The sequence below is a fragment of the Bacillus cereus group sp. BfR-BA-01349 genome (genome assembly GCF_022663795.1).
Lineage (GTDB): Bacteria > Bacillota > Bacilli > Bacillales > Bacillaceae_G > Bacillus_A > Bacillus_A cereus.
The window spans coordinates 126,159-150,282 of sequence record NZ_JAKUGE010000004.1 but is presented as its reverse complement, the minus strand read 5'-3'; the positions used below and the strand labels follow the sequence as shown (position 1 = coordinate 150,282).

The window sequence follows — 24,124 nt, the reverse complement described above, 5'->3', positions numbered from 1 at the left end:
TAAAAATTCATATGCGTGTTTTTTTGTTACAATAAAGGAAAGTTACTTTTCGCAACGGTTTAACTCTCAAGAAAAATGATATATCTAGCAAAAACATAGTTTGGTCTATATAATGCAACTTCTACCTATTAAAAGAACATACACCCTTTTACATACGACATCATTTTTCTAAATTATACAGGGGGGAACGAACATGACCATTGAAAATCAATTTATTCAAAAAGTTTACTATAAAACATTTTTAACAGAAGAAACTTCTACTCCTGCATCGGAAGTACTCGGTGAAGCATATATAAATGAATCTAAAAATGAATTCTCCAACATTTCTAATATTCGATTTGCTCAAGGTGAATTTTATTATCAAAATAAAGATTTTGAAGCAGCTATATTTAAATGGGAAAAAGTAAATAATGCTCTTGCACTTTGGGCGACAAAAAATATTGCAGATGCTTATTTTGAACTAGGATTCTTACCAAAGGCAGAAGAACTTTATCAATCTATTCAAACGGAAGATACAACTCTTACGATGGAGGTTTCCTTATAACTTCTTTCTCTTTATATCGAACAAGATCGTTTAGGACTCGCTTTTAAGACGATTAGTGAAGCTGTTGCATTCCAACCGGATTATCCAAATATTACTGCAATTGCACGTTCTTTCTATGAAAAACAAGAAGATTGGAACAACGCTATCGAACTAGCTGTTCAAGAAGGTATTCGAACACAATCTTTACACTGGTTTGATACGTTAATAAATTACATAAACAAAGGATTTACAAAAAATATTAAGCCTGAATATTTCTATGAGTCTTTAAAAGCTCTATATGCTGTTGATCAAGCTCAATTTAAAGAACTTGTTATTGCTCTTTGGAATAGCTATTAACATGAATCCTTATACCTTCCTTGGATTCAAAGTATCAATCATTTATTCTTGCATATTGAAACAGACAATAATGACGATTGGAATGAAATTTCTACTCGCTATCAAGAAACATACTTTGCATTAATTACCGGAAATCACTTTATGCATGAATTAAACGGACTTGTACCAAATTTATTAACAAATTGGTTCAGTTTAACGAAAGCAAAAGATTCTCTAGTTGTCTCTGCAGCAGTGTTAGCATGGAATGAAGTCTCACCTACAACTTTAGAATCATTACTCGTAAAAAGTGCTGGATCCTTACTTTCTAATACATCAGCTGAAGCAGATGTAAATATGGAAACAGTTTCTCATTTATTCGAAACAATCGCTGTATGGGCTGAGAAAAATGATGTAGATTTAAGTCATCAATTTACGCTACTAGTCCATGAACTATGTGATTTAAATATCACACCACTACTAATAGCTGGAACTAGTGACCATGATAAAACATCATTTGTTAATTCAATATTAGGAGAGAACATCTTAACTGAAACTTTAACAACTCCTATTCTATTTAAAGACGCTAGTCAAACTGAAATAACAGAATTTACCGAGTTAGATATACGAAATATCCCTAACCTTGATGAATTCCATCAAATAACGGCTACATCTGCTCAGTCAGAACTTGAGAAAAAATGTATAGAAATTAAGCTACCAAGTAGGTTTTTAAGAAAAAATAATTTTACATTTCTTCTTACACCATCCATTCAAGAGCAATTGGATAAAAGCAATGCATACGTTGAATACTTACAAGCAGCAGATAGTCTTGTTTACGTATTAAATTCTTCTTCACCATTGCATAGTAAAGAAATTGATACATTAATTTATTTACGTGAACAAGTACCAAACTTACAAATTCACTTCGTATCACACACAAATAATACGACTACTAATGAAAAACTAATTAGTAAACTTAAAATACATTTTCCAGATGCACAATTCTTCCCATACTCTCCTTCGCAAGAGAGTAGCCAGCAACTTGGAGATGTAACAGAATCTATTCTCTCTAATCTTGCAAAGCGCGATATAGAAAAAGAACGTATAGAAAAGCTAATATGGTTTACGCAAAAGACAATTGCTTATCTCATAAATAAACGTGTGGAATTAGAAAATACATTAGTAAAATCCGTACGCTGGAATAAACACATCTCAGTGAAACTTACTGGATTTATTAATAACCTTACTGCTCTTGAAAAAGATAAAATTCGCTCTATTACCGAATCTTATCTTTTAACGAAAGAAGAAATTACACGAGATATACATTCTCAAATTCCTGAATTATTACAGAGTTGCTCTGATCTTGTTCAAGAAGATAGTGATTTCAAACTAGTTCATGAAGAATTAAATGCTGCAATGAATGAACGTGTTCAAAAGCATGTACAACAGGTACTTCTTCCTAAATTTACTGAGTCTATTCAAGAATGGATTGAAACCGCACATAATGAATTTATTCAAGCTCAAGCTTATTTAGATGAAATGAGTGAAACGTTTAATAAATTATATAAAGAAGAACGTATGAAACTTCCTTGCGATTTCAAATTATTAGATGACTGGAATCGAGATGTTGCACGAATGACAAATCGAATTACAGTAACGAACATCAATATTTTATTACGCTTTACACCGACACAGTTTTTCTTAAAAAGTGCCGGAAAATTATTTGGTAATATGCAAAAAAACCAATCTATGCTCGCCAACAAATATAAACAATATATTGAAACAGAAGACTATACAGAAATTGCTCACACAATTTCCAAACAATTCTTCCTTCAATTTGAAGTATTTGAAGGTGCATTAGAACGTGATATCATGATGTTCTTCAAAGATCCACTTAATATATTGAAACAAAATGTAGATGCAGCTCAACTTGAGATACAGGAAGACGAGCAAACATTAGCGACGCTAAGAAGTAATCCAGAAACATATCATGATCCTTTGGCGTTATTTAAGCTACAATTACTACAACATAAATTTGTTTTAAGTACTACAAAGAAACATGAAGATATCTTTGTATCAAACGAATCTCCTACTGTTTAACAAAAAAACCAAGCAAACTAAAATTTGCTTGGTTTTTTTTACTTTATTATTTTCATATGTTCAAACGGATAATAAATGCCTGCTAACTTTCCTAACACATCTTCTCTATCAATAAAACCTAAACCATTTCTACTATCTTTACTTATTAAGCGATTATCTCCCATAACAAAAATCTTATTTTTAGGAACTGTAATCGGTCCAAAGTCCTCTGTTAAATTCATAAGTTTTTTTTCTGCTTGTTTTTTATTACTATCCAAATACTCTTCATCTTTCACTTCAGAATTTACATATAATTGATCATTTCTCATCTCAATTATATCTCCAGGCAATCCAATCACTCTTTTGACATAAAAATTATCTGTTTTCACAACAATAATATCTTCTCTCCCATAGCTTTCAAATTGTTTTGCTAACTTATTAACAATCACCTTATCTCCATCTTGCAACGTTGGCCTCATAGATGCTCCTTTTACAGTCGTCGGAAAAAACACAAAAATTTTCGCCAAAAACACCAATAAACATGCAATTGCAATAGTTCCAAAGAATTCACACCAACGTTTTTTCTTTTGCATCATTTCACCAACTCATCATCTTTTTACTTTTATTATAAATAATACGACCGATGATTTTCTGCAAAATTCTGAATTTTAAAATTATAATATTAGAAATTTTAAAATAAAAATACTGATCAAATTAACAAGCAAGAAAGATACTCTCAAAATAGTCTATCCACTATTTTTGAGAGTATCTTTTTATAATCCCACATATATAATACACATTTGAGCAGCTACATATGTAAACCAAATCCAAAGTGGCTCATACTTCAATTTACGCCCTCCGATATCTGTCACGCCAATAATGAAATCAGAAATTACAAACAGTAAGCCACCAAACGCTGGTATCCACCATATCCCTGTATTTTCATAATATAAGGCGAATGCAAAGCAAGCCATTCCTCCAACCCACAATCCGTAAATTAGAGCTCCTATCGTAAACAACTTATCCTGTTTATCATTTCGGATAAAGAAGAACCATCCTACAATTAGAAAGAGCCCATATACGAGTAAGCCAATCCAAAAACCATTCCATGAAATTCCTGTTTGCAAAAATGCTTTTACATAAAAGCAATGAGCAAGAGCGAAAGTAACCATCCCTCCAATTAATCGATGACCAATTGGAATCAGCCCAGCCATAAACAAATCTCCCACAGTCGATAAAGTCATACCAAGTGCAACCCACGTACTATACTCTACAGATGGATCTTGTAACCATATGCAAATTGCACTACCTGTTAAAGAAAAACTAAGAATAAGACGAATTGCTAAAGGTAACGGCATATTATCTTTCGTTCTTTTTGTCTGCCCCATTGCATAAATTGCACCAATAAAAAAAAGAAATATTTGCCCAATTAACACCACGTAAAGTAGATTCATAATATTTTCTCCTCAATAAATGCTTTTTGTATCTTTTTTCGTTACACTTAGTCTATTATCCTTTTTCTATGAAAAAAGAAGAACAGTACTGTTCTTCCATTGTAATCGCTTTTCTGCTCTCTATGCTACTTGTTTTTCTTGCTCCATTTTTTGCTTAGCTGGTGTCCTATTTACCACAATGATTCCCGCGGCTACACATGCTAAACCGAGTAGTACAAATGAATGAATTGCTTCACCTAAAATCATGCTCGATAATAACACACCAAATACGGGTATAAAGAACATGTACATAGATACTTTTCCAACCTTGTTGTACTTCATAATTGTATTCCAAATGCAAAAACCAGCTGCAGATAAGAAAGATAAATAAATTAGCATAAGTATTACATGTAGACTAAATGTAAATGGCATGACTCCAACTTGTAAAGCCCCTATACATAATAATCCTATAGAACCAAAAACCATTTGGTATGCTGTCATATAGCCAACATCTAATGTTTTACTACCTTCTTTTGCTAATATGTTTCCATATGAATACAGCATTGCTGCACTAAGAAGTAATAAGCTTCCGATCCCAAAATGAAATGATAAGCTACCATCACTCGGCACATTTACTAAAATGACGCCACAAAAACCAATCGATACCCCAATTATTTTTCTCATATTGAGAGCATCATCTTTATATAAAAAATGGGCGAGTAAAATTTGAAAGAATGATGATGTCCCTGAAATGATAGCTCCTTCAATTCCTGAACTATAACTCATTCCAATGTAAAAACAGATATATTGAAGAAACGTTTGGAATAAACCAATTTGTATTAACTGTTTCCCTGTTCCTTTTTTGAAGCTCATATCTTTTCCTAACACTTTAAAGAATAATAAGAGCATGACTCCAGATAAAAAGAAACGATAACCGGCAAATAATATTTGCTCTCCAACTTCTTGTGGTTGAATTCCAAGTTCAACATAACTTAACTTAATAAAAGGAAATGCGCTTCCCCATAAAAAAGTTGCTACTATTGCAGCAATAAATACGCCAATCGGATGGGTAAAAAATTTCTCTGTCTTCACTTGTTGTCTTCCTTTCCGACCTTTTTATGAACAATATTCATATATACCAGAGGAGTTGCGAAAACACAAGTTTTCCGTTTATACTTGAAACAAAACCATACCATCTCATAAAAACATATGATATAATATAGAATAATTATAACATAATAACTATTAAAAACAGATTCAACAGAAATGCTGCTATCCATTATGGATGGCAGCTTTCGTCGTTTTATAGGGGTTTCGATTTTGATTATTTTTCTCAATAAGAATTCGGAAGGAGCGGGTAGTAATGAACTCAGAAGTAAAAACGTTACAGGCAAAAGAAACAATTTCCCATCCCTCTTTATGGGACACATTAAAAAAACATTATGAACTTGTATTTGCAGTAGCATCTGGTATTTTTATTTTAGTTGGCTGGTTATTCACAAAGAACGATGCAATGAATGTAGGTATTACTTGCTATATCCTTGCTTATATAGTTGGTGGATATGCAAAAGCGAAAGAAGGCATTGAAGATACGATTGAAGAAAAAGAGCTAAATGTTGAAATGCTAATGCTCTTTGCAGCTATTGGTGCTGCAATTATTGGCTACTGGGCAGAAGGAGCTATCTTAATCTTTATCTTTGCGCTCAGCGGTGCTATGGAATCTTATACGCTAAGTAAAAGCCAAAAAGAAATTTCCGCTCTTCTTGACTTACAACCCGAAGAAGCATTACGTATTTCTAACGGAACTGAGGAACGTGTTCCTGTTGGAGGGTTACAAATTAACGACATTATTTTAATTAAACCAGGTGAACGTGTTCCTGCTGACGGTACGATTCATAACGGTGAAACAAATATCGATGAAGCAGCAATCACGGGAGAACCTATTCCAAATGAGAAAAGACATGGCGATGAAGTATTTGCAGGTACTGTAAATTTACGTGGTGCTATCGAAGTTAAAATTACGAAGCCAAGCGATCAAACATTATTCCAAAAGATTATCCGTCTCGTCCAAAGTGCACAAAGTGAAAAATCACCATCACAACTATTCATCGAAAAGTTTGAAGGAACATACGTAAAAGGTGTACTACTCGTTGTTGCGCTTATGATGTTCGTTCCTCATTTCTTACTTGACTGGAGCTGGAATGAAACGTTTTATCGCGCTATGATCTTACTTGTAGTCGCATCTCCTTGTGCACTCGTTGCTGCCATTACACCAGCAACGTTATCTGCAATTTCTAACGGAGCAAGAAATGGAATTCTCTTTAAAGGTGGCATACATTTAGAACGCCTCGCTTCAGTAAAAGCAATCGCCTTTGATAAAACAGGAACATTAACAGAAGGAAAACCTACCGTAACAGATGTATATGTTCGAGAAAATATGACAGAAAAAGAAGTACTTTCTATTACAGCATCCATTGAAAGTCACTCTACACATCCTTTGGCTGAATCTATTGTTAAATATGCACAACATGCGTACGACATTACATTAAAAAAACCTGAAAAGGTTGAAGATGTAACTGGTTTTGGGCTAAAAGGAATATTGGAAAACACTGCTTATAAAATAGGTAAAGCTGATTTTATCGGTGAAGAAACAAAAACATTTCATAATGGTATTTCTGCCTCACTTGAAAAGGAAGGTAAAACTGTCGTTTATATTAGTGATGAGGGAGGCATTCTTGGACTTATCGCTTTAAAAGATACGCTTCGCCAAGAAACAATAGCTGCTATTCGTGAATTACAAAGCATTGGTGTCGAAGCAATTATGATTACTGGAGATAATGAAGAAACGGCAAAAGCAATTGCCTCTGAAAGTAATATAAAGGAATATTACGCATCATGTTTACCAGAAACAAAAGTTGAAACGATTAAAAAGTTAAAAGAAAAATACGGTACAGTAGCAATGGTCGGAGACGGTATAAATGATGCACCTGCACTAGCTACTGCTAGCATTGGTGTCGCAATGGGAGAAGGAACAGATGTAGCTTTAGAAACTGCGGATGTTGTACTGATGAAGAACGAACTATCTCGTCTTTCCCAAGCAATTCGTTTATCAAAACGAATGAACCGTATTGTGAAGCAAAACGTAATCTTTTCGCTAGCCGTTATTGCCATGCTAATTTGTTCAAACTTCTTGCAATTTTTAGCTCTTCCATTCGGTGTTATTGGCCATGAAGGAAGTACGATTCTTGTCATTTTGAATGGCTTACGATTATTAAAAGGCAGCAAATAAAACGGGTCCCTCATAGAGGACCCGTTTTTTTTAATGATAGCTATTATGACCGTTCGCACTGCTACTCGTTTTATGCTTTGGATGCGAACTGCTCTTTTGTTTATTATTACTTTTATTGTTATGGTTCTTTTTATTATTACTCATGAAATATCCCCCCTGTTCCTTTTTATTATGGAACAAGAGCTCATTATTCATTACGGGAATTATTGTCACCGGTTCTATAATGGTGGAGTAAACCATTAATTTCACCGCCAAGTAAAATTACCCATCCAGTTAAGTAAAACCATAACATTAAAATAATGATACCACCGAGACCACCATATGTATTGGCGTAATTCGCAAACTTATCTACATAATAAGCAAATGAGTACGATACCACAATCCATCCTACAGTAGCAAATAACGCCCCTGAAATAACTTCTCTTCTTTTTAACTTTCGATCTGGGGCAAATGTATATAAGAAGCTAAACAAAGCAAATAGCACGAAGAAACTCGCTACTAATCGTGTAATGCTCCACACGAAAGAAAAACTATCTGATAAACCGAGTGCTTTAAACACCGCTGCTCCAATAACTTGTCCGAATACCGGAACAATTAACGCAAAGACAATCATAAAAATAATAGCTAATGTAAACACAATTGATAACGCTCTTGTTGTAATAAAAGAACGTGTTTCCTTCACGTCATAAGCGCGGTTAAAAGCATTCATAACCGCATTAACACCATTTGAGGCAAACCATAACATGGATAATAAACCAAATGATAATAAACCACCATTTTGCTGGTTTACAACTTTATCTACATTTACCTCAATTAAGTTCATTGCATCATCTGGTACATAAACCTCTAATAAACTAAGCACATCCTCTGTTTGAATGGGAATAAATCCAAGAAGCGTAATTAAGAAAACGAGCCCAGGAAAAATTGCAAGCAAGAAGAAATAAGCGAGCTGTGCTGCCAAGCCCGCTACATCATCGCGCGTCGTCCGGTCATATAAATCTTTACCAAACGAATAGGTACGATTTCTTCTCACCTTTTCTAAAATTTTTCTCATATATGTTTAAACGCTTTTCTTCTCTTCTTTATCTTGCTTTAACTCAATGTACGCTTCAGTTTTTTTTTCCACTGCATTTGAGTCTTTCATAAATAATTCACGCGCTTCTTTCATACCACCATCTTCAGCAACTACTGGCTCTTCTTCTGCTTTCAGCTCATCTACCTTTGGAGATACAGCTTGAATTTCAATCGTTTCTGGCTTTTCTTCTGGCTCAACTTTTTTCTTACTAAAAATTTCTTTCGTTTCTTTTAACGTCTCTACAACAGATGGTGTTAATTTTTTAATTTCTGCTACTTTCGCTTTTACCACATTGAAATCAGCAAGTTCGCGTCCTTTATCTGTAACAGTTTGCACTTTTTCTTTGATCTTTGCATTTTCACCAATTTCAATCATCTTTGTTTTTGCTTTTTCTGCTGTATTTTTTACTTTTTCACGGTTTTCTTTCTTTAACATGGATACAGCTACACCTGCCGCTACACCAATCGCAATGTTTCGAGCAATATTATTTTTCTTTGCCATATTCCTTCACCCTTTCATTTCTTATGTTAGAAAGTATTTCTTTCTAAGCTTCCTCATATTCCTTGTTCATTTCGAATGAAAGCTAATAGCTTTGCACACCCTTCTGTTACAAGGTCATATACTTCTTGGAAATTCCTTGTATAGTAAGGGTCAGGAACGTCTGGAACAAAGTCGGACAGCCTACCAATATAGCCTCCAGTTTTACCTAAACTTTTTAAATCTGCTATATTCTTGTTGTCCATGGCAATAATATAATCAAACTTTGTTAAGTCTTCTTTTTCTACTTGCCTTGCTTTAATTCCTTCAAAAGTGACTGCATTTTCTTTTAAAATTTTTTGTGTTCCTTTATGTGGCGGATGGCCAACATGCCAATCTCCAGTTCCTGCAGAATCAATGACAATTTTCTCTTCAAGTCCCTCTTTTACGACAAGATTTCGAAAAATCGCTTCTGCCATCGGAGAACGGCAAATTTTCCCAAGACAAACAAACAATACTTGAACCATACTTTTGTTTCTTCCCTTCTTGGTGCATTTCTTAATATATACTTATAGTATAAACAACCAATTATTAAATATAAAGGAAATCCCTACTAATTTAATGGGATTGAAAAGATTCATTAACGAAAATGATAAAAAATGTTAAGATAGCCTTATGTTATTTTAAAGGGGGACACTTCGGTGGATTTATCCGTAAAGTCAGAAGAAAACGTTGAATATATGGTCGAAGCTATTAAAGAAAAATTACGTATGGTTAATGCTGGAGCGATGAGAGCTGCTAGTTTTAACGAAGAAATGTACGAAGATTTACGTGACATTTATGATCATGTTATGAAACGTGAAACATTCAGCATTAGTGAAATGCAAGCTATTACAGAAGAATTAGGTACATTAATTAAAAAGTAAAAAAGCCTCTCTTATATGAGGCTCTTTTTTATTTCCAACAAATTCATGACAACTCATCTCTTTCCCTCAACCAACTGTAAAATATTGTACAATAGAAGTAGAACCTCATCTTAGATTTTTTCTCCATACATACTACTCACAAATAATAGCAACACTACCATTGCTAACTGTTTTTACTGGAGGTGCTTACTTATGAGCAATTGGTACAGTAAGACGAAAGATCAAACATTAATTGACCTAGAAACAAACGAACAACACGGTTTAACAGATGAAATTGTAAGTGAACGTTTAAAGCAATACGGTTCTAATGAATTAGCTACAAAACAAAAACGCACTTTATGGCAGCGTATTTTCGCCCAAATTAATGACGTCCTCGTATATGTCCTTATTATTGCTGCCCTTATTTCTGCCTTTGTAGGTGAATGGGCGGATGCCAGTATTATCGCGCTTGTTGTAGTTTTAAATGCTGTTATCGGTGTTGTCCAAGAATCTAAAGCAGAACAAGCTTTAGAGGCACTAAAAAAGATGGCAACACCTAAAGCTATCGTCAAGAGACATGGTGAACTAAAAGAAATTCCATCTGAACACGTCGTTCCAGGGGATATCGTTATGCTCGATGCCGGACGATATATCCCCTGCGATTTACGCCTTATTGAAACCGCAAATTTAAAAGTTGAAGAATCTGCTCTAACTGGTGAATCTGTCCCTGTTGATAAAGATGCAATCTACCACCCTTCCATGCAAAGTGATGAACAAGTACCACTCGGCGATCAAAAAAACATGGCCTTTATGTCTACTCTTGTAACATACGGAAGAGGCGTCGGTGTTGCTGTTGAAACTGGAATGAACTCACAAATTGGTAAGATTGCTACCCTTTTACATGAAGCAGACGATGATATGACACCACTTCAAAAAAGCTTAGCACAAGTCGGAAAATATTTAGGCTTTGTCGCTGTAGCTATTTGTATCATTATGTTCCTCATCGGTTTTTTACAAGGCCGGGATACGTTAGAAATGTTTATGACTGCTATTAGCTTAGCCGTTGCAGCTATTCCAGAAGGCTTGCCAGCTATCGTTTCCATCGTTCTTGCAATTGGTGTGCAACGTATGATTAAACAAAACGTTATCATTCGCAAACTACCAGCTGTTGAAGCCCTCGGTTCTGTCACAATTATTTGTTCAGATAAAACAGGTACGTTAACGCAAAATAAAATGACCGTTACTCACTTTTATAGTGATAACACATACGATCGCTTAGAAAGTTTAAATGTAAATAATGATGCGCAACGTCTATTGTTAGAAAATATGGTGCTATGTAATGATGCGTCTTATAATAACGAATCACAAACGGGAGACCCGACTGAAATTGCACTTCTCGTTGCTGGAACCACTTTTAACATGCAAAAAGATTATTTAGAAAAAATACATGAACGTGTTAACGAAGTACCTTTCGATTCAGATCGTAAAATGATGTCAACCGTACATACATACGATGAAAGCTACTATAGCATGACGAAAGGCGCTATCGATAAGCTCTTACCTCGATGTACCCATATTTTTAAAAACGGCAAAATCGAGATTTTAACTGATTCTGATAAAAATCAAATATTAGAAGCTGCCGGAGCAATGTCTCAAGAAGCTTTAAGAGTACTTTCATTCGCATTTAAACAATACAATTCAAACGATATGGATATAAATCATCTTGAAGAAAATCTTATCTTTATTGGTCTTGTCGGTATGATTGATCCACCACGAACTGAAGTGAAAGATTCAATTAAAGAATGTAAAAAAGCCGGTATTCGCACAGTTATGATTACTGGTGACCATAAAGATACCGCCTTTGCAATTGCCAAAGAACTTGGCATTGCTGAAGAAATATCGGAAATTATGATTGGAACTGAATTAGATAACATTTCTGATACAGAACTAGCTAGCAAAATTAATCATTTAAATGTATTCGCTAGAGTCTCTCCAGAGCATAAAGTGAAAATTGTAAAGGCATTACGCGCGAAAGGAAATATCGTTTCTATGACTGGTGATGGTGTCAATGATGCAACATCTTTAAAGCAAGCTGATGTTGGCGTAGCGATGGGCATTACAGGAACAGACGTTGCAAAAGGGCAGCAGATGTCGTGTTAACAGATGATAATTTCTCATCTATTGTGAAAGCCGTTGAAGAAGGTAGAAATATTTATCGTAACATTAAAAAATCAATTCTCTTCCTACTCTCTTGTAACTTCGGAGAAATTATCGCTTTATTTTTAGCGATTTTACTCGGCTGGGCAACACCACTACGACCTATTCATATTTTGTGGGTGAATTTAATTACAGATACACTGCCTGCATTATCACTTGGGGTTGATCCTGAAGATCCAGATGTGATGAAGGAAAAACCACGACATGCGAAAGAAAGCTTATTTAGTGGCAGCGTTCCTTTCCTGATTTTCAATGGAGTTATCATTGGACTTTTAACGCTAATAGCTTTTATCGCCGGAGCAAAATTCTATACTGGAGATACAAATTTATTCCCTCTTTTCCCAGAGCGAATTGATGACGATGCTCTATTACACGCTCAAACGATGGCATTTGTCGTTCTTAGTTTTTCTCAGCTCGTTCATTCATTTAACTTGCGTTCAAGAACGAAATCAATTTTTTCAATTGGGATCTTTACAAATAAATATTTAGTCTTCTCCCTTCTTATCGGTGTTCTTATGCAAGTTTGTATCATCTCCATCCCGCCCCTTGCAAGTATATTCGGTGTACATGCATTAACGATGCGAGATTGGGGATTTGTTCTCTTATTAAGTATCATTCCACTTGTTGTGAATGAGATTGTTAAATTAGTGAAGAGAAACTAAAAGGCAATGAGGACTCTTCCTCATTGCCTTTTCATTTACCCTTGTAATTCTTTTTTAATATTCTCAGTTAATGTAGCCATACGTTTGCGGCTTTCTTCACGCTCACGTTTGTTTTGCTCTTCAATTTGTTGTGTTTCTTGCATACCTCTTGAAATAATGTTCCAAGTTTCCTCAAGTGTTTCCATCTTAATACTAGAAGAACCTGATAATCTCGCTACTTCTACACTTTGCGTTGCGATATTTTGTGCATTTTTCTTAAGTAATTCATTTGTACGGCGATCCAGTTCAGCCATAGAATCTGCAACAAGCTTTTGACGCTTCGCATTTACCGCTTGAATGATACCATTTTTAAAGATAGGAATCGTTGTAATAAATGCTGTATTGATTTTACCAATTAATTTATTATTACCACGTTGAATCATACGAATTTGTGGTGCTGTAAGTAGCGCAACCATACGCGCTTTTTCTAAATCATCAATACGTTGCTCTAAAATTTCAACAGAGTTTTTAAGCGACTCTAATTCAATACCTGCTAATTGATCATTATTACGCACACGCTCTTCATACATCGGAACTAATTCTGTATTTAAACGCTCTAATAGCATTTCTCCTGCTACTACGTACTTCTCTAAGTCTAAATAATATTTTAAGTCTTGCTCATACAAGCCATCTAACGTACCAATTGATTTTTTCATCTCATCTTGGTACTTCGTAATTTCCACATATACTTTATCAATTTCACGGCCCATCGTTTGATACTTGCTAAAAATTTGTTCTATCATTTTATCCGCTTTTTTGAACATACGTGAGAAGAAACCACTTTTCTCTTCCGCAAAGTCTTTGCTATCAAATCTGTCCATAATTTTACCAAGCTGTTTTAATAATTCACCAGAATCTTCTATCTTTGATAATGACATTGTATGTAAAATTTGATCAGCAAAACGTGAAATTTCCATAGAAGGTTCTTTTCCAAGTTCAATTAATTCTAATTGATCTTTAATATCTACCGCATTATAAATACGTTGTACATCCGCATCTTGTCTAAGTTGTAAGCGAACATCTTGTGCTGTTTGCTCATTTAATTCTGTTTTCGGATCTAGTACGACTGGGTTATTCATATAGTATTCTCCCTTTCCTTATAAAAATGGACGAAATAGTCCTTTTATTGTTTGTGATAAATTTTTATAAGCTGATGAACCATGAAACTCAAGATCGAAATTAACCTCTTCAAGCCAATGGGAATCAAATGCCCCCGCTTCAATATACGGTTCAATATCGTTTCTTCCCGTTGGATTGAAATGGAATACATCTACTCCAATTTGATTTAAAAATAGTAATAAAACAGCATCAGAACGAGTTAACTCTCCACTCTTCTCATTATTAAATATAACAATTTTCGGTACATCTTGTGAATAATCAAATTTCTCAAGCTGTTCTAAAATATTCGGTGGTATTTGAGAAAGTTGCGCGAAAACATATAGCGCTACATCTTGTTTCGTCTCTTTCGCAATTGGTTTGCACATTTCACTTTCACACGTATGGATAATCGCTTCTGCAATCCCATGTTGTAAACCTTCCGGTAAACGCTTATGCGGCCACCAATGGCTATTCATAATTAGATCCGGATGTAATTTCCCAGCTCGGTCCAATGCATCTCGATAATGATATTGGAAGTTTGCTTTTTGCTCTTTCGTAAATGGGAATGTATTAATTAGTAAACTGTTATCAAATGATGTAACAGCCTTTAATCGTTGAAAATACTCTTTATCATTCTTTGAAACACCTGATATTTTCGCAAATAAAGAAGGGATATAAATGTGTTTATTTTCAACAAAGAATGTCGGGCGTACAAACGCCTTTTCTTTCGTAATTAAAAAGAGTTCATCATATGTTGTTTTTAGTGTACGAGCTACAGGCGTATAGGAACGGAATTGCCACGGCTTGTACAGCAGTGACTTATCATGGTGAAGTACTTGCTCAATTTCTTTTGAAGCTTGATACGCTACTGTTGCCACACGCTCGCGGCGGCGATCTGGAAATGGTTCAAGAGAAATACGGCCTAGATGAGACACAATAAAGGTCCTTCCCTCTTCATCGACATTCTCAAATCCATCTTTTCCTTCTGGATGATAATAAAGCACATCACAACCGAGCATAATAAGAAAGTATAAGAAATATATACGGCTTTCCTGTGCATCACCATACCAAACGATACGCGGCATTTGTTTCTTATAATTAATCGTAGAGAACCACTTCGCTACATAATTTTCGCTTAGTTTAATTATGTCGATTAAGAAACGACGGAAGCCTTCTGTCTTTAACGACTGATTATGTTGTTTCTCATATAATTTCAATAGTGAAATAAACGTCGTATGTATGTAATGCTGTAAATCAGGATTGTCTACTTTCGGTAAAAGTTGTTTCCCAGATAAGTGTGCAACTAACCTATTTACTGTCAGACCATTTGGTGCTTCTTGATGTAATCCGAACACTTCTTGAATATGACGAAGCTTTTCCGAATCAATCACTTTGTTTAAATTTTGTTCGTGTAAAACTTCGATTCCTTTCGCTTCACTATAATCAAACAGTTCATTAAAATATTCATCTACATCATTAGGAACGCCAAGGATTCGACATGCTATATAACTAAATTTCATCTCATTCTCTGTCAGTTCATATTGTGGACGTTTTTCTAAAAGCGTTTCAAATTGCTTTAAATCTGATTCATCTTTTAATGCATATGGTTGAAGTGTAAAACGTGAAAACACAACTGTTCACCTCCAAAAACATTTACGTTTTTTCTAAGTCCTTCTTCTATTATAAACTATTTTTGGTTATAAAAAATGGGCGCTCACAAAACGAGCAAACCCATTCCAATTATTTATTGTCTTCTTTAGTAGCTGCAACTTCTTCTTTAGCTTGTCCAGAATTCTTCATGTAGTGAATTATAAATGTTGCTCCAAATGCTACAACTAAAATAATAAAGAATAGTGTATGACTAATCTCAATCTCGATTAAAGACAGTAACATTTTCGATGCAATAATTAAGATTAAAATGTATGCTGTCGTTTCAAGCTCTGGAATACGCTCTAACAATTTCAAGAATACACCGGCAATACCACGCATCATTAAAATACCTAGCATTCCGCCTAATAATAAAATCCAAACTTCATTAGATACACCAAATGCAGCAAGTACACTATCTACAGAGAATGCGATATCCATTAATTCGACCATTGCAACTGTTCCCCAGAAGACACCGAACATTCTGAAGAAAATACTGTTTTGGTTCATACCATGAGCTTCCTCTTCTTCACCTGCACCTTTACGCTTATCAATAAAGTATTTTACTGATAACCAAGCAAGGTAAAGTGCACCAAGAAGTTTTACCCACCATAATTTAATTAAGAACATTCCAATTCCAATTGCAATAAAGCGGAATATATAAGCTCCAATAAGTCCATAGAATAATGCTTTTTTACGTTTCTCTTCAGGAAGGTGTTTTACCATTACTGCTAACACAAGTGCGTTATCAGCAGATAACAACCCTTCAAGTACAACAAGTGTACCAATTAATCCCCAAGATACTGGATCTTGCAACACTTTAATCCACATGTCCAAGTCAAAAAACTGAGCATACGTATCAAGGATTCCTTGCAAAATACTCATCTTACCTTTATCCCCTATTCTTTGCTAGATTTATAGAAAGGTCAAAAAAAGGAAACGAATATCGTTTCCTTTCTATGCATCCAAGCCATACGCTCTTACAAGCGCACCTAAACCACCTTGGAATCCACTTCCTACTGCATTAAACTTCCACTGTCCATTATGACGGTATAATTCACAAAAGACAACTGCTGTTTCGATGGAGAAATCTTCCCCTAAGTCAAAACGAAGAACTTCTTCACTCGTTTCTTCATTCGCTAAACGAACAAACGCATTTCCTACTTGCCCAAAGTTTTGACTACGGCCTTCTGCATCATAAATCGTAACTGTAATAGCAATTCTGTGCACATCTGCTGGAACTTTCTTCAAGTCCACAACAAGTTGCTCATCGTCACCTTCACCTTCACCTGTACGGTTATCTCCTGTATGTAAAACAGATCCACAAGGAGACTGTAAATTATTATAGAAGATAAAATCAGTTTCCTTCGTACATTTTCCGTTTGCATCTAATAAAAAGGCAGATGCATCTAAATCGAAATCAGCTCCACCGTCATAAGATTTAATATCCCATCCAAGACCAATTACTGCTTTTGTTAAACCAGGGCTTGTCTTACCTAAATCGATTTTCTGGCCTTTTTGTAATTGAATAACCATCTATATTCACCTCTATATGTTTATCTTTAAAAATATATCCATCAGTAAACATACATTTCACCAATGGATATATAAATCAAATCTATTACTCTACATCTAAACCAAAGTTATTACATAGAGACGCTAATCCACCTTGGAATCCACTTCCGATTGCATTGAAATTCCAGTCACCTGCATGACGATATAATTCACCTACTACTACGGCTGTTTCAATAGAGAAATCTTCTCCTAAATCGTAACGAATTAATTCTGCATTCTTTTCTTCATCTAAAATACGTACGAAAGAATTAGAAACTTGTCCGAAGTTTTGGCTACGGCCTTCTCCATCATAAATTGTAATTGTGAAACAAATACGTTCGATGTGAGCAGGAACATTTTTCAAATCTACTTTAATCGCTTCGTCATCGCCTTCACCTTCACCAGTGCGGTTATCTCCTAAATGCTCTACAGCACCATTCGCACCTTTTGGATTATTATAGAAGACGAAATCCTCTGCACCTGAAACTTTACCGTTAGCACCTACTAAGAAAATACTAACATCTAAATCGAAATCGTTTTGTCCATCATAACGATTCGTGTCCCAACCAAGTCCTACAAGAACTTTCGAAAGACCTGGATTCGTTTTTGTTAAGTCTACCTTTTGTCCCTTTTTCAATGAAATTGACGCCATATACAATTCCTCCTCGGTTATTTTATTGATAACGTGATACAATCTCACTTAAGTTTTTATCTTGCGTGCCTTCTCCAACTGCTGAAAACTTCCATTCACTTCCGTGACGATACATTTCACCTGCAATTAGAGTTGTTTTGCCAGCATAATTATCCGATAAATTATAGCGTGCTAATTCTTCACCAGTTTGCGGGTTTTGAATACGAATATATGCATTACGAATCATCCCGAAATCTTGACGACGATTTACACAGTCATAAATATTTACAACGAATACTAAACGATTAATACGGCTCGGAACTTTATGTAATTCTACGAAAATTGTTTCGTCATCACCAGCGCCTTCACCTGTTAAATTATCTCCTGAATGAATAATACTACCACAAGTAGAAAGTTTATTTCCGAAGTAAACTAAATCATTTTTGTTTAAAAAACGATCTCCTTCTAACATAACAACAGATGCATCACAATCTACATTTGGTTTACTTCCAAATAATGAAGACAGAAATCCACCTGATTGCCCAATTGGATCCCAGCCTAAGCCAACCTGTAGTTTTGCTACTTTTGGTTGTCCTTTCGTTAAATCGATCTTTTGACCTTTTTCTAAAATAATAGGCATGAAGTTTCTCCCTTTCTACAAAGCATTTTCCAAATCGGAAAATATTGTATTCTTCTCTTATATTGTAGCATTATTTACCTAGCGATAAAAAGGATAAATTCTCAGTTATATGAAAACATTCATATAACTTACTTATGATGATGTAAGAAGTGGTAAATAGCACCAATCATTCCTGCACAATTACCGTTTTGCGCAAGTTCAATCTCACAATTATTATAAATCTCTTGATTTAAGTATTTACTGATCTCTTCTTTTACTTCTTTTAAAAACTCATTTCCTCTATCGGTAATTCCTCCACCAATAATAATCGTTTCTGGATTAAAAATATAAGCAAGATTACTAATTCCGATTGCCAAATGTTTAAAAAAAATCCCAACTGCTTGAGCAACTTCTCTATCTCCTTTATCATACAACTCGAAAATTCTTTTCCCATTCCACTCGCCTTTGCCTTTATATTTTCTTACAAGCCGAATTAATCCTGAAATCGAAGCAACCTCTTCAAACGTTTTTCCTTCTATTAGCATATTCCCCCATTCACCAGCACTAAATGAATGTCCTCGGTACAATTCTCCATCTATAAAAATTGCTCCCCCAATCCCTGTTCCAATGGTGAGCATAATAAAGTTATCTTTCTCTCTTCCACTACCATTCCACTTTTCTCCAAACGCTGCACAATTCACATCATTGTCAATCGATACTGGAACTTTTAATATCTCTTGCAATCTATCAATAATAGGAATCGTACTATATCCCGGAATATGATCCGCACCTCCCGTCACAATTCCTTTATTAATATCAACAATTCCCGTAGTGCTAATACCAATTCCTGCAATAGTATGTTCATTCATTATTTTTTGGGATACATATATAAGTTTTTGAATAATTTGTTCTCCGCCTAAATGAATTTCTGTTGCAACTGTTTTACGCTTTAATACTCTCCCTATTTCTGAAACAATACCATACTTAATTTGCGTACCGCCAATATCAAACGCTATATACTCTTTCATCCACTGCCACTTCCTCTACCGTTATGAATGTAAATTCTCCACCTCTATTATTTGTAGAAAATCTACATTAACTCTTTTCTGCTTTGACAAATACACCACCTTTTTCTATATATAGTTTTTTTTGCATAAAACTCTTTTTCCTAAGAAATATTACAAAGGGATGTATTGATGGAATATTAATTTCTTAGGAGGAAAACCATGACGAAAATCTTCATTTTAGCATCAACACTCTCTTTATCTTTTTTTAGCGGTTTAAATATCGGTAATGCTGCAACTGAAAACTTCCAACCATTAACAAACGCTATTGTACAAAATAGCGATCATTTTGCAGAAGGAAACTCAAAGGATAATAATAAACCTCCAGGAAATAACGGTTCTCAGGACGATAGTGGTTCTGGTAACAGTGGCTCTGACGGCAATGGTTCCGGCGGTAATGGTTCTGGTGGTAGCAGCTCTGACGGCAATGGTTCCGGCGGTAATGGTTCTGGTGGTAGCAGCTCTGACGGCAGTGGTTCTGGTGACAATGGTTCCGGCGGTAACGGTTCTGATGGCAGTGGCTCTGGTGGCAATGGCTCTCAAGGTGGTAATGGCTCTCAAGGTGGTAATGGCTCTCAAGGTGGCAATCGTGTTAAAGGCGATAACAATTCTCAGGAGGGCAACGGTTCTCAAGGGGATAATGTAAAAGATAATACAAAAAAACAAGGTGATAAATTACCGAATACAGCAACACATTATCCTGCATCTATTTTAATGGGTCTTTCAACATTCCTAATTGGTATGTTACTGTTTATTCGTCGTAAAAACGTAAAATAAGAGCAACATACTTCCATCTAAAGAATACATGAAATACTGTATAAAACTAAAAAGGACTTTGGATTGCACTTTATTATGCAGCCCAAAGTCCTTTTTATCACCTATCAGAAAAAGTATTAATACGCTTTTCCCCAATACACCATTTGTTTAGCTTCTTTACCACAACAAATACATTCTTCAGCTAAATGCTCTTGCTCAAAAGGCATACAGCGAGAAGATACTCCAACTTCTTCTTTTAGTTTCTCTTCACAAGCTAATTCCCCGCACCACATCGCTTTAATAAATCCTTGCTTTTCGTCAGCTATTTTTTTCATCTCTTCGAAATTTGTCGCAACATACGTATTCTCATCGCGAAATGCTTTTGCTTTATTAAATAAAGCAATATGAATTTCTTCAAGTAATGCTGGAATACGTTCTTCTAATTGATCCATTGGTACAAACTCTTTTTCCTTCGTATCTCTTCTTACAAGTACAACTTGATTCTTTTCAATATCTTTAGGGCCAACTTCTAATCGAATTGGAATCCCCTTCATTTCATACTCATTAAATTTCCAGCCTGGTGTTTTATTACTAGCATCTATTTTTACTCGTGCAACCTTTTGAATATGTGCTTGTAACTCTATTGCTTTTGCTAAAACTCCTTCTTTATGCTGAGCAATCGGTACAATAACAACTTGCACTGGAGCGACTTTTGGTGGCATTACAAGTCCATTATTATCACTATGAACCATTATTAGCCCGCCTATCATTCTTGTTGATACACCCCAAGATGTTTGGTGCACATATTGCCACTTACCGTTACGATCTAAAAACTTAATATCAAATGCTTCTGAGAAATTCGTCCCAAAGTTATGAGAGGTTCCTGTTTGAAGTGCTTTTCCATCATGCATTAAACTTTCAATTGTATAAGTTGCCTTTGCTCCAGCAAACTTCTCTTTTTCTGTTTTTTGTCCTTTAATAACTGGTATTGCTAAATAATCCTCACAGAAAGAAGCATATAAGTTTAAAATATTTAATGTTTCAGCCTGCGATTCTTCTGCCGTTTCATGGATTGTATGACCCTCTTGCCATAAAAATTCAGTCGTACGAAGGAACGGCCTAGTTGTCTTCTCCCAACGAACTACTGAACACCACTGATTATATAACTTTGGCAAATCATTATAGGATTGCACAATTTTTGAAAAATGCTCACAGAATAAAGTTTCAGATGTAGGACGTACACAAAGTCTTTCCGCTAACTTTTCATCTCCACCATGCGTGACCCATGCTACTTCAGGAGCAAATCCTTCAACATGATCCTTCTCTTTTTGCAATAAACTCTCTGGGATAAACATTGGCATATATACATTTTCATGGCCAGTTTCTTTTAACTTCTCATCCATCACCTTCTGCATATTCTCCCATAAGGCATAACCATACGGACGTAAAATCATGCACCCTTTTACACTTGAATAATCAACAAGTTCGGCTTTTTTTACAATATCGGTATACCACTGCGCAAAGTCCTCTTCCATCTTCGTAATGGCTTGCACTTGTTCTTTTGCCATAGTCAGTCTTCCTCCTTCTAGAAAATACAAAAAAGCCCGCGTCCCTAAATAGGGACCGAGCTTTGCCGGCGTTACCACCCTGATTCATGCACAAAAATTGCGCATGCTCTCTTTTTGATAACGGGAAATTCCCGCTGCATATGCAGAACTCAAAGGCAGGTTCCATATTGCCTTTTTAAGAATCTTTCAGCCTGGCGGATTCTCTCTCTGCTAAAAAGGTTGAACATGTACTAGTCCTTTTTCATCGTTATAACGAAATAAATTTGTTGATTATCATAATACAAATTCTTTTTTAAAACAATAGCTAATTTTCTTATTATTATATATTCTTTTCATTTTTTGCAGTTTTATACGTAGCTTTTCCGCGTAATTTTCACAAGTTGATGTGCAATCATACCGATAAGTTTACCAAGTAGGACGAAGAAACCAATAAATCCATATCCCATTCCTTCCCACCCACCAATAACCATCATTGTAACGGGAAAGGACGCTAAGCAAAGAAGTATTAAACTAAGTGCAAATATAATATCGAACTGTTTGTCTGGAAACCGTTTCTTTAGTAAATATGAAATAGCAAATACAAGGATAATCGTGATTCCACCAATGATGTAAAAGATACCAAATCCATCTAACCAATCCATAGTGTTTCCTCCTTCCATAGATTCCCTTATACTTAATTATATGTTTAATTTTTCTGAAAATAAATAATAAATTTTCACCTAAAAATATATTTTTATTACTAGGTATTAATAGTAATATATAAGAATAGGTTTTATATAATCAGGAGGGAACTTTATGGATAAAGCATTAACAAACCATGTCATTATTTTATCATTCGACTGTTTATCAGCTTTAGATTTTCCTATACTACAAAAACTACCTCATTTCCAATCTCTAATAAAAAAGGGCACGGTTGTCGAAAAAGTAGAACCAATTTATCCTTCTGTAACATATCCAAGCCACTCAACAATCGTAACCGGTAATTATCCTAACAAGCACGGTGTTGTTAGCAATACGTTACTTCAACCAGGGCGTGAATCACCTGATTGGCATTGGTACCGAAAATCAATAAAAGGAACAACATTGTATGATGAAGCGCGCAAAGCAAATTTAACGACAGCCGCCCTTCTATGGCCTGTTACTGGAAGAGCGAACATCGATTACAATTTACCAGAAATTTTCCCCAATAGACCTTGGCAAAATCAAGTGTTAGTTTCCTTATTTAGCGGTAGCCCACTATACCAATTAGATTTAAATCGTCGTTTCGGCCATATAAGAAATGGTTTATCACAACCAGAGCTGGATGATTTCGTCCTCGCCTCTGCTGTGCATACAATCCAGACGAAAAAGCCTAATGTCATGTTTGTACATTTCACCGATCTAGACACCCAAAGACACTATCACGGCTTTGAATCTAACGAAACAATAGCTGCTATCCAGAGACATGACGAACGTCTAGGGAAAATTATTCAAGCACTAAAAGAAAGTGACCTATACGAAGAAAGTACAATTATTGCCCTTGGTGATCATAGCGCTTTAAGTGAAAACAAATCCATCCAATTAAATGTGCTATTCCATCAAAGAGGACTTATATCTCTTAATAAAAAAGGAAAATTAGTAGACTGGAAAGCCTATTGCCAAAGTTGCGACGGCTCTGCCTATGTATATGTAAAGGACAAAAATGATACGGATACAATTCGGGAGGTACAACTACTCCTTGAAGACCTACTTCAAAATAAACAAAACGGAATTGAATTTATACTTCATGATGAAGCTGCGAAAGACTGCGGTGCAGACGGTAATTGTTTATTCATGTTAGAAGCACGAGAAGGGTATTATTTCACTGAAAACTATACAGGAGATTTCATAAAAGAAATTACCGAAAAAGATGTTACGCCTAGTAAAAAATATACATTTGGTACGCATGGATACTCTCCAACAAAACCTAACTATGAAACAATTTTTATCGCTGCCGGAAAAGGCATAAAAAGTGGTGTGACAATCCCATATATGAGACTTATTGATGAAGGTCCAACTATCGCTAGACTACTAGGTTTACACTTAGGTGAAACAGACGGAGCAATTGTAGAGGATTTACTCCAATTGTAAAGAACTGTGTATATATGTAAAAGTTATGTAAAATTCATCACTGTTT

The 24,124-nt window shown here is 35.2% G+C and carries 19 protein-coding genes, 2 pseudogenes and 1 other annotated feature; of the genes and pseudogenes, 6 read left to right on the top strand and 15 right to left on the bottom strand.

Translation table 11 applies throughout. From position 1 onward, the window contains the following. Positions 1-193: 193 nt before the first annotated feature. A pseudogene (locus MR169_RS04400) lies at positions 194-2,956 on the top strand (tetratricopeptide repeat protein). Between the two features lie 38 nt (positions 2,957-2,994). Here MR169_RS04400 and lepB read toward each other — a convergent pair. From lepB to MR169_RS04385, 3 genes are all read right to left on the bottom strand, one after another. After that, a complete protein-coding gene (gene lepB, locus MR169_RS04395) occupies positions 2,995-3,531 on the bottom strand; it encodes a signal peptidase I (protein WP_000983301.1) in 537 nt (178 codons plus the stop codon). 177 nt (positions 3,532-3,708) lie between these two features. Continuing rightward, positions 3,709-4,389 (bottom strand): lysoplasmalogenase, encoded by a 681-nt coding sequence (locus tag MR169_RS04390; protein ID WP_001051070.1) that lies wholly within the window; start codon positions 4,387-4,389, stop codon positions 3,709-3,711. Between the two features lie 120 nt (positions 4,390-4,509). Continuing rightward, the gene (locus tag MR169_RS04385; protein WP_000845706.1) at positions 4,510-5,460 is read right to left on the bottom strand and encodes a DMT family transporter; all 951 of its coding nucleotides are present in this window, start codon (positions 5,458-5,460) and stop codon (positions 4,510-4,512) included. Between the two features lie 271 nt (positions 5,461-5,731). Here MR169_RS04385 and MR169_RS04380 point away from each other — a divergent pair, with 271 nt between their 5' ends. Beyond that, positions 5,732-7,657 carry a heavy metal translocating P-type ATPase gene (locus MR169_RS04380; RefSeq protein ID WP_001083770.1) on the top strand — a complete coding sequence of 642 codons (1,926 nt, stop codon included), beginning with the start codon at positions 5,732-5,734 and terminating at the stop codon, positions 7,655-7,657. Positions 7,658-7,844: 187 nt separating this feature from the next. Here MR169_RS04380 and MR169_RS04375 read toward each other — a convergent pair whose 3' ends face one another. Genes MR169_RS04375 through MR169_RS04365 form a run of 3 tightly spaced genes read right to left on the bottom strand, consistent with a single transcriptional unit; the run spans position 7,845 to position 9,736 of the window. After that, positions 7,845-8,711 carry a YihY/virulence factor BrkB family protein gene (locus MR169_RS04375; protein ID WP_242318952.1) on the bottom strand — a complete coding sequence of 289 codons (867 nt, stop codon included), beginning with the start codon at positions 8,709-8,711 and terminating at the stop codon, positions 7,845-7,847. Positions 8,712-8,717: 6 nt separating this feature from the next. Further along, positions 8,718-9,233: a DUF4075 domain-containing protein gene (locus MR169_RS04370; protein ID WP_001085388.1), complete on the bottom strand. Its 516-nt coding sequence runs from the start codon at positions 9,231-9,233 to the stop codon at positions 8,718-8,720. Between the two features lie 53 nt (positions 9,234-9,286). Further along, positions 9,287-9,736, bottom strand: coding sequence for a low molecular weight protein-tyrosine-phosphatase (locus MR169_RS04365; protein WP_242318951.1), 450 nt, complete (start codon positions 9,734-9,736; stop codon positions 9,287-9,289). 174 nt (positions 9,737-9,910) lie between these two features. Here MR169_RS04365 and MR169_RS04360 point away from each other — a divergent pair, with 174 nt between their 5' ends. Together MR169_RS04360 and MR169_RS04355 are read left to right on the top strand one after the other, a co-directional pair. After that, the gene (locus MR169_RS04360; protein WP_000366196.1) at positions 9,911-10,135 is read left to right on the top strand and encodes a DUF1128 domain-containing protein; all 225 of its coding nucleotides are present in this window, start codon (positions 9,911-9,913) and stop codon (positions 10,133-10,135) included. 192 nt (positions 10,136-10,327) lie between these two features. Continuing rightward, positions 10,328-12,993 (top strand): annotated as a pseudogene (locus MR169_RS04355) (cation-translocating P-type ATPase). A gap of 35 nt (positions 12,994-13,028) precedes the next feature. Here the strand turns inward: MR169_RS04355 and MR169_RS04350 are convergent. The 7 genes from MR169_RS04350 to MR169_RS04320 all read right to left on the bottom strand — a co-directional run bounded on the left by MR169_RS04350 (position 13,029) and on the right by MR169_RS04320 (position 19,609). Then, on the bottom strand, positions 13,029-14,111 hold the full coding sequence (locus tag MR169_RS04350; protein ID WP_242318950.1) for a toxic anion resistance protein: 1,083 nt from the start codon (positions 14,109-14,111) through the stop codon (positions 13,029-13,031). Positions 14,112-14,129: 18 nt separating this feature from the next. Continuing rightward, positions 14,130-15,761 (bottom strand): YceG family protein, encoded by a 1,632-nt coding sequence (locus MR169_RS04345; RefSeq protein ID WP_242318949.1) that lies wholly within the window; start codon positions 15,759-15,761, stop codon positions 14,130-14,132. A gap of 109 nt (positions 15,762-15,870) precedes the next feature. Then, positions 15,871-16,662: a TerC family protein gene (locus MR169_RS04340; RefSeq protein ID WP_000025688.1), complete on the bottom strand. Its 792-nt coding sequence runs from the start codon at positions 16,660-16,662 to the stop codon at positions 15,871-15,873. Between the two features lie 72 nt (positions 16,663-16,734). Next, complete coding sequence (locus tag MR169_RS04335) at positions 16,735-17,313, bottom strand: TerD family protein (RefSeq protein WP_000236643.1); 579 nt, start codon at positions 17,311-17,313, stop codon at positions 16,735-16,737. Positions 17,314-17,398: 85 nt separating this feature from the next. Next, positions 17,399-17,983 (bottom strand): TerD family protein, encoded by a 585-nt coding sequence (locus tag MR169_RS04330; RefSeq protein ID WP_242318948.1) that lies wholly within the window; start codon positions 17,981-17,983, stop codon positions 17,399-17,401. Positions 17,984-18,005: 22 nt separating this feature from the next. After that, the gene (locus tag MR169_RS04325) at positions 18,006-18,602 is read right to left on the bottom strand and encodes a TerD family protein (RefSeq protein ID WP_001121586.1); all 597 of its coding nucleotides are present in this window, start codon (positions 18,600-18,602) and stop codon (positions 18,006-18,008) included. 128 nt (positions 18,603-18,730) lie between these two features. Continuing rightward, entirely contained in the window at positions 18,731-19,609 is an 879-nt protein-coding gene (locus tag MR169_RS04320) for an ROK family protein (protein WP_000666112.1), read from the bottom strand. A gap of 198 nt (positions 19,610-19,807) precedes the next feature. Here MR169_RS04320 and MR169_RS04315 point away from each other — a divergent pair, with 198 nt between their 5' ends. Next, complete coding sequence (locus MR169_RS04315) at positions 19,808-20,422, top strand: LPXTG cell wall anchor domain-containing protein (protein ID WP_242318947.1); 615 nt, start codon at positions 19,808-19,810, stop codon at positions 20,420-20,422. Positions 20,423-20,538: 116 nt separating this feature from the next. Here MR169_RS04315 and proS read toward each other — a convergent pair whose 3' ends face one another. Together proS and MR169_RS04305 are read right to left on the bottom strand one after the other, a co-directional pair. Continuing rightward, on the bottom strand, positions 20,539-21,969 hold the full coding sequence (proS, locus tag MR169_RS04310; RefSeq protein ID WP_001040974.1) for a proline--tRNA ligase: 1,431 nt from the start codon (positions 21,967-21,969) through the stop codon (positions 20,539-20,541). 47 nt (positions 21,970-22,016) lie between these two features. Next, positions 22,017-22,223 (bottom strand) — a binding site (T-box leader). Between the two features lie 93 nt (positions 22,224-22,316). Beyond that, positions 22,317-22,610 carry a YesK-like family protein gene (locus tag MR169_RS04305; RefSeq protein WP_242318946.1) on the bottom strand — a complete coding sequence of 98 codons (294 nt, stop codon included), beginning with the start codon at positions 22,608-22,610 and terminating at the stop codon, positions 22,317-22,319. Positions 22,611-22,764: 154 nt separating this feature from the next. Here MR169_RS04305 and MR169_RS04300 point away from each other — a divergent pair, with 154 nt between their 5' ends. Then, the gene (locus MR169_RS04300) at positions 22,765-24,078 is read left to right on the top strand and encodes an alkaline phosphatase family protein (protein ID WP_000356413.1); all 1,314 of its coding nucleotides are present in this window, start codon (positions 22,765-22,767) and stop codon (positions 24,076-24,078) included. The last annotated feature ends 46 nt before the right edge of the window (positions 24,079-24,124 follow it).

Coding starts and splice junctions, on each gene's coding strand:
- lepB (WP_000983301.1), bottom strand. CDS start 3,531: ATGATGCAAAAGAAAAAACGTTGGTGTGAATTCTTTGGAACTATTGCA.
- MR169_RS04390 (WP_001051070.1), bottom strand. CDS start 4,389: ATGAATCTACTTTACGTGGTGTTAATTGGGCAAATATTTCTTTTTTTT.
- MR169_RS04380 (WP_001083770.1), top strand. CDS start 5,732: ATGAACTCAGAAGTAAAAACGTTACAGGCAAAAGAAACAATTTCCCAT.
- MR169_RS04375 (WP_242318952.1), bottom strand. CDS start 8,711: ATGAGAAAAATTTTAGAAAAGGTGAGAAGAAATCGTACCTATTCGTTT.
- MR169_RS04370 (WP_001085388.1), bottom strand. CDS start 9,233: ATGGCAAAGAAAAATAATATTGCTCGAAACATTGCGATTGGTGTAGCG.
- MR169_RS04365 (WP_242318951.1), bottom strand. CDS start 9,736: ATGGTTCAAGTATTGTTTGTTTGTCTTGGGAAAATTTGCCGTTCTCCG.
- MR169_RS04350 (WP_242318950.1), bottom strand. CDS start 14,111: ATGAATAACCCAGTCGTACTAGATCCGAAAACAGAATTAAATGAGCAA.
- MR169_RS04340 (WP_000025688.1), bottom strand. CDS start 16,662: ATGAGTATTTTGCAAGGAATCCTTGATACGTATGCTCAGTTTTTTGAC.
- MR169_RS04335 (WP_000236643.1), bottom strand. CDS start 17,313: ATGGTTATTCAATTACAAAAAGGCCAGAAAATCGATTTAGGTAAGACA.
- MR169_RS04330 (WP_242318948.1), bottom strand. CDS start 17,983: ATGGCGTCAATTTCATTGAAAAAGGGACAAAAGGTAGACTTAACAAAA.
- MR169_RS04325 (WP_001121586.1), bottom strand. CDS start 18,602: ATGCCTATTATTTTAGAAAAAGGTCAAAAGATCGATTTAACGAAAGGA.
- MR169_RS04320 (WP_000666112.1), bottom strand. CDS start 19,609: ATGAAAGAGTATATAGCGTTTGATATTGGCGGTACGCAAATTAAGTAT.
- MR169_RS04315 (WP_242318947.1), top strand. CDS start 19,808: ATGACGAAAATCTTCATTTTAGCATCAACACTCTCTTTATCTTTTTTT.
- proS (WP_001040974.1), bottom strand. CDS start 21,969: ATGGCAAAAGAACAAGTGCAAGCCATTACGAAGATGGAAGAGGACTTT.
- MR169_RS04305 (WP_242318946.1), bottom strand. CDS start 22,610: ATGGATTGGTTAGATGGATTTGGTATCTTTTACATCATTGGTGGAATC.
- MR169_RS04300 (WP_000356413.1), top strand. CDS start 22,765: ATGGATAAAGCATTAACAAACCATGTCATTATTTTATCATTCGACTGT.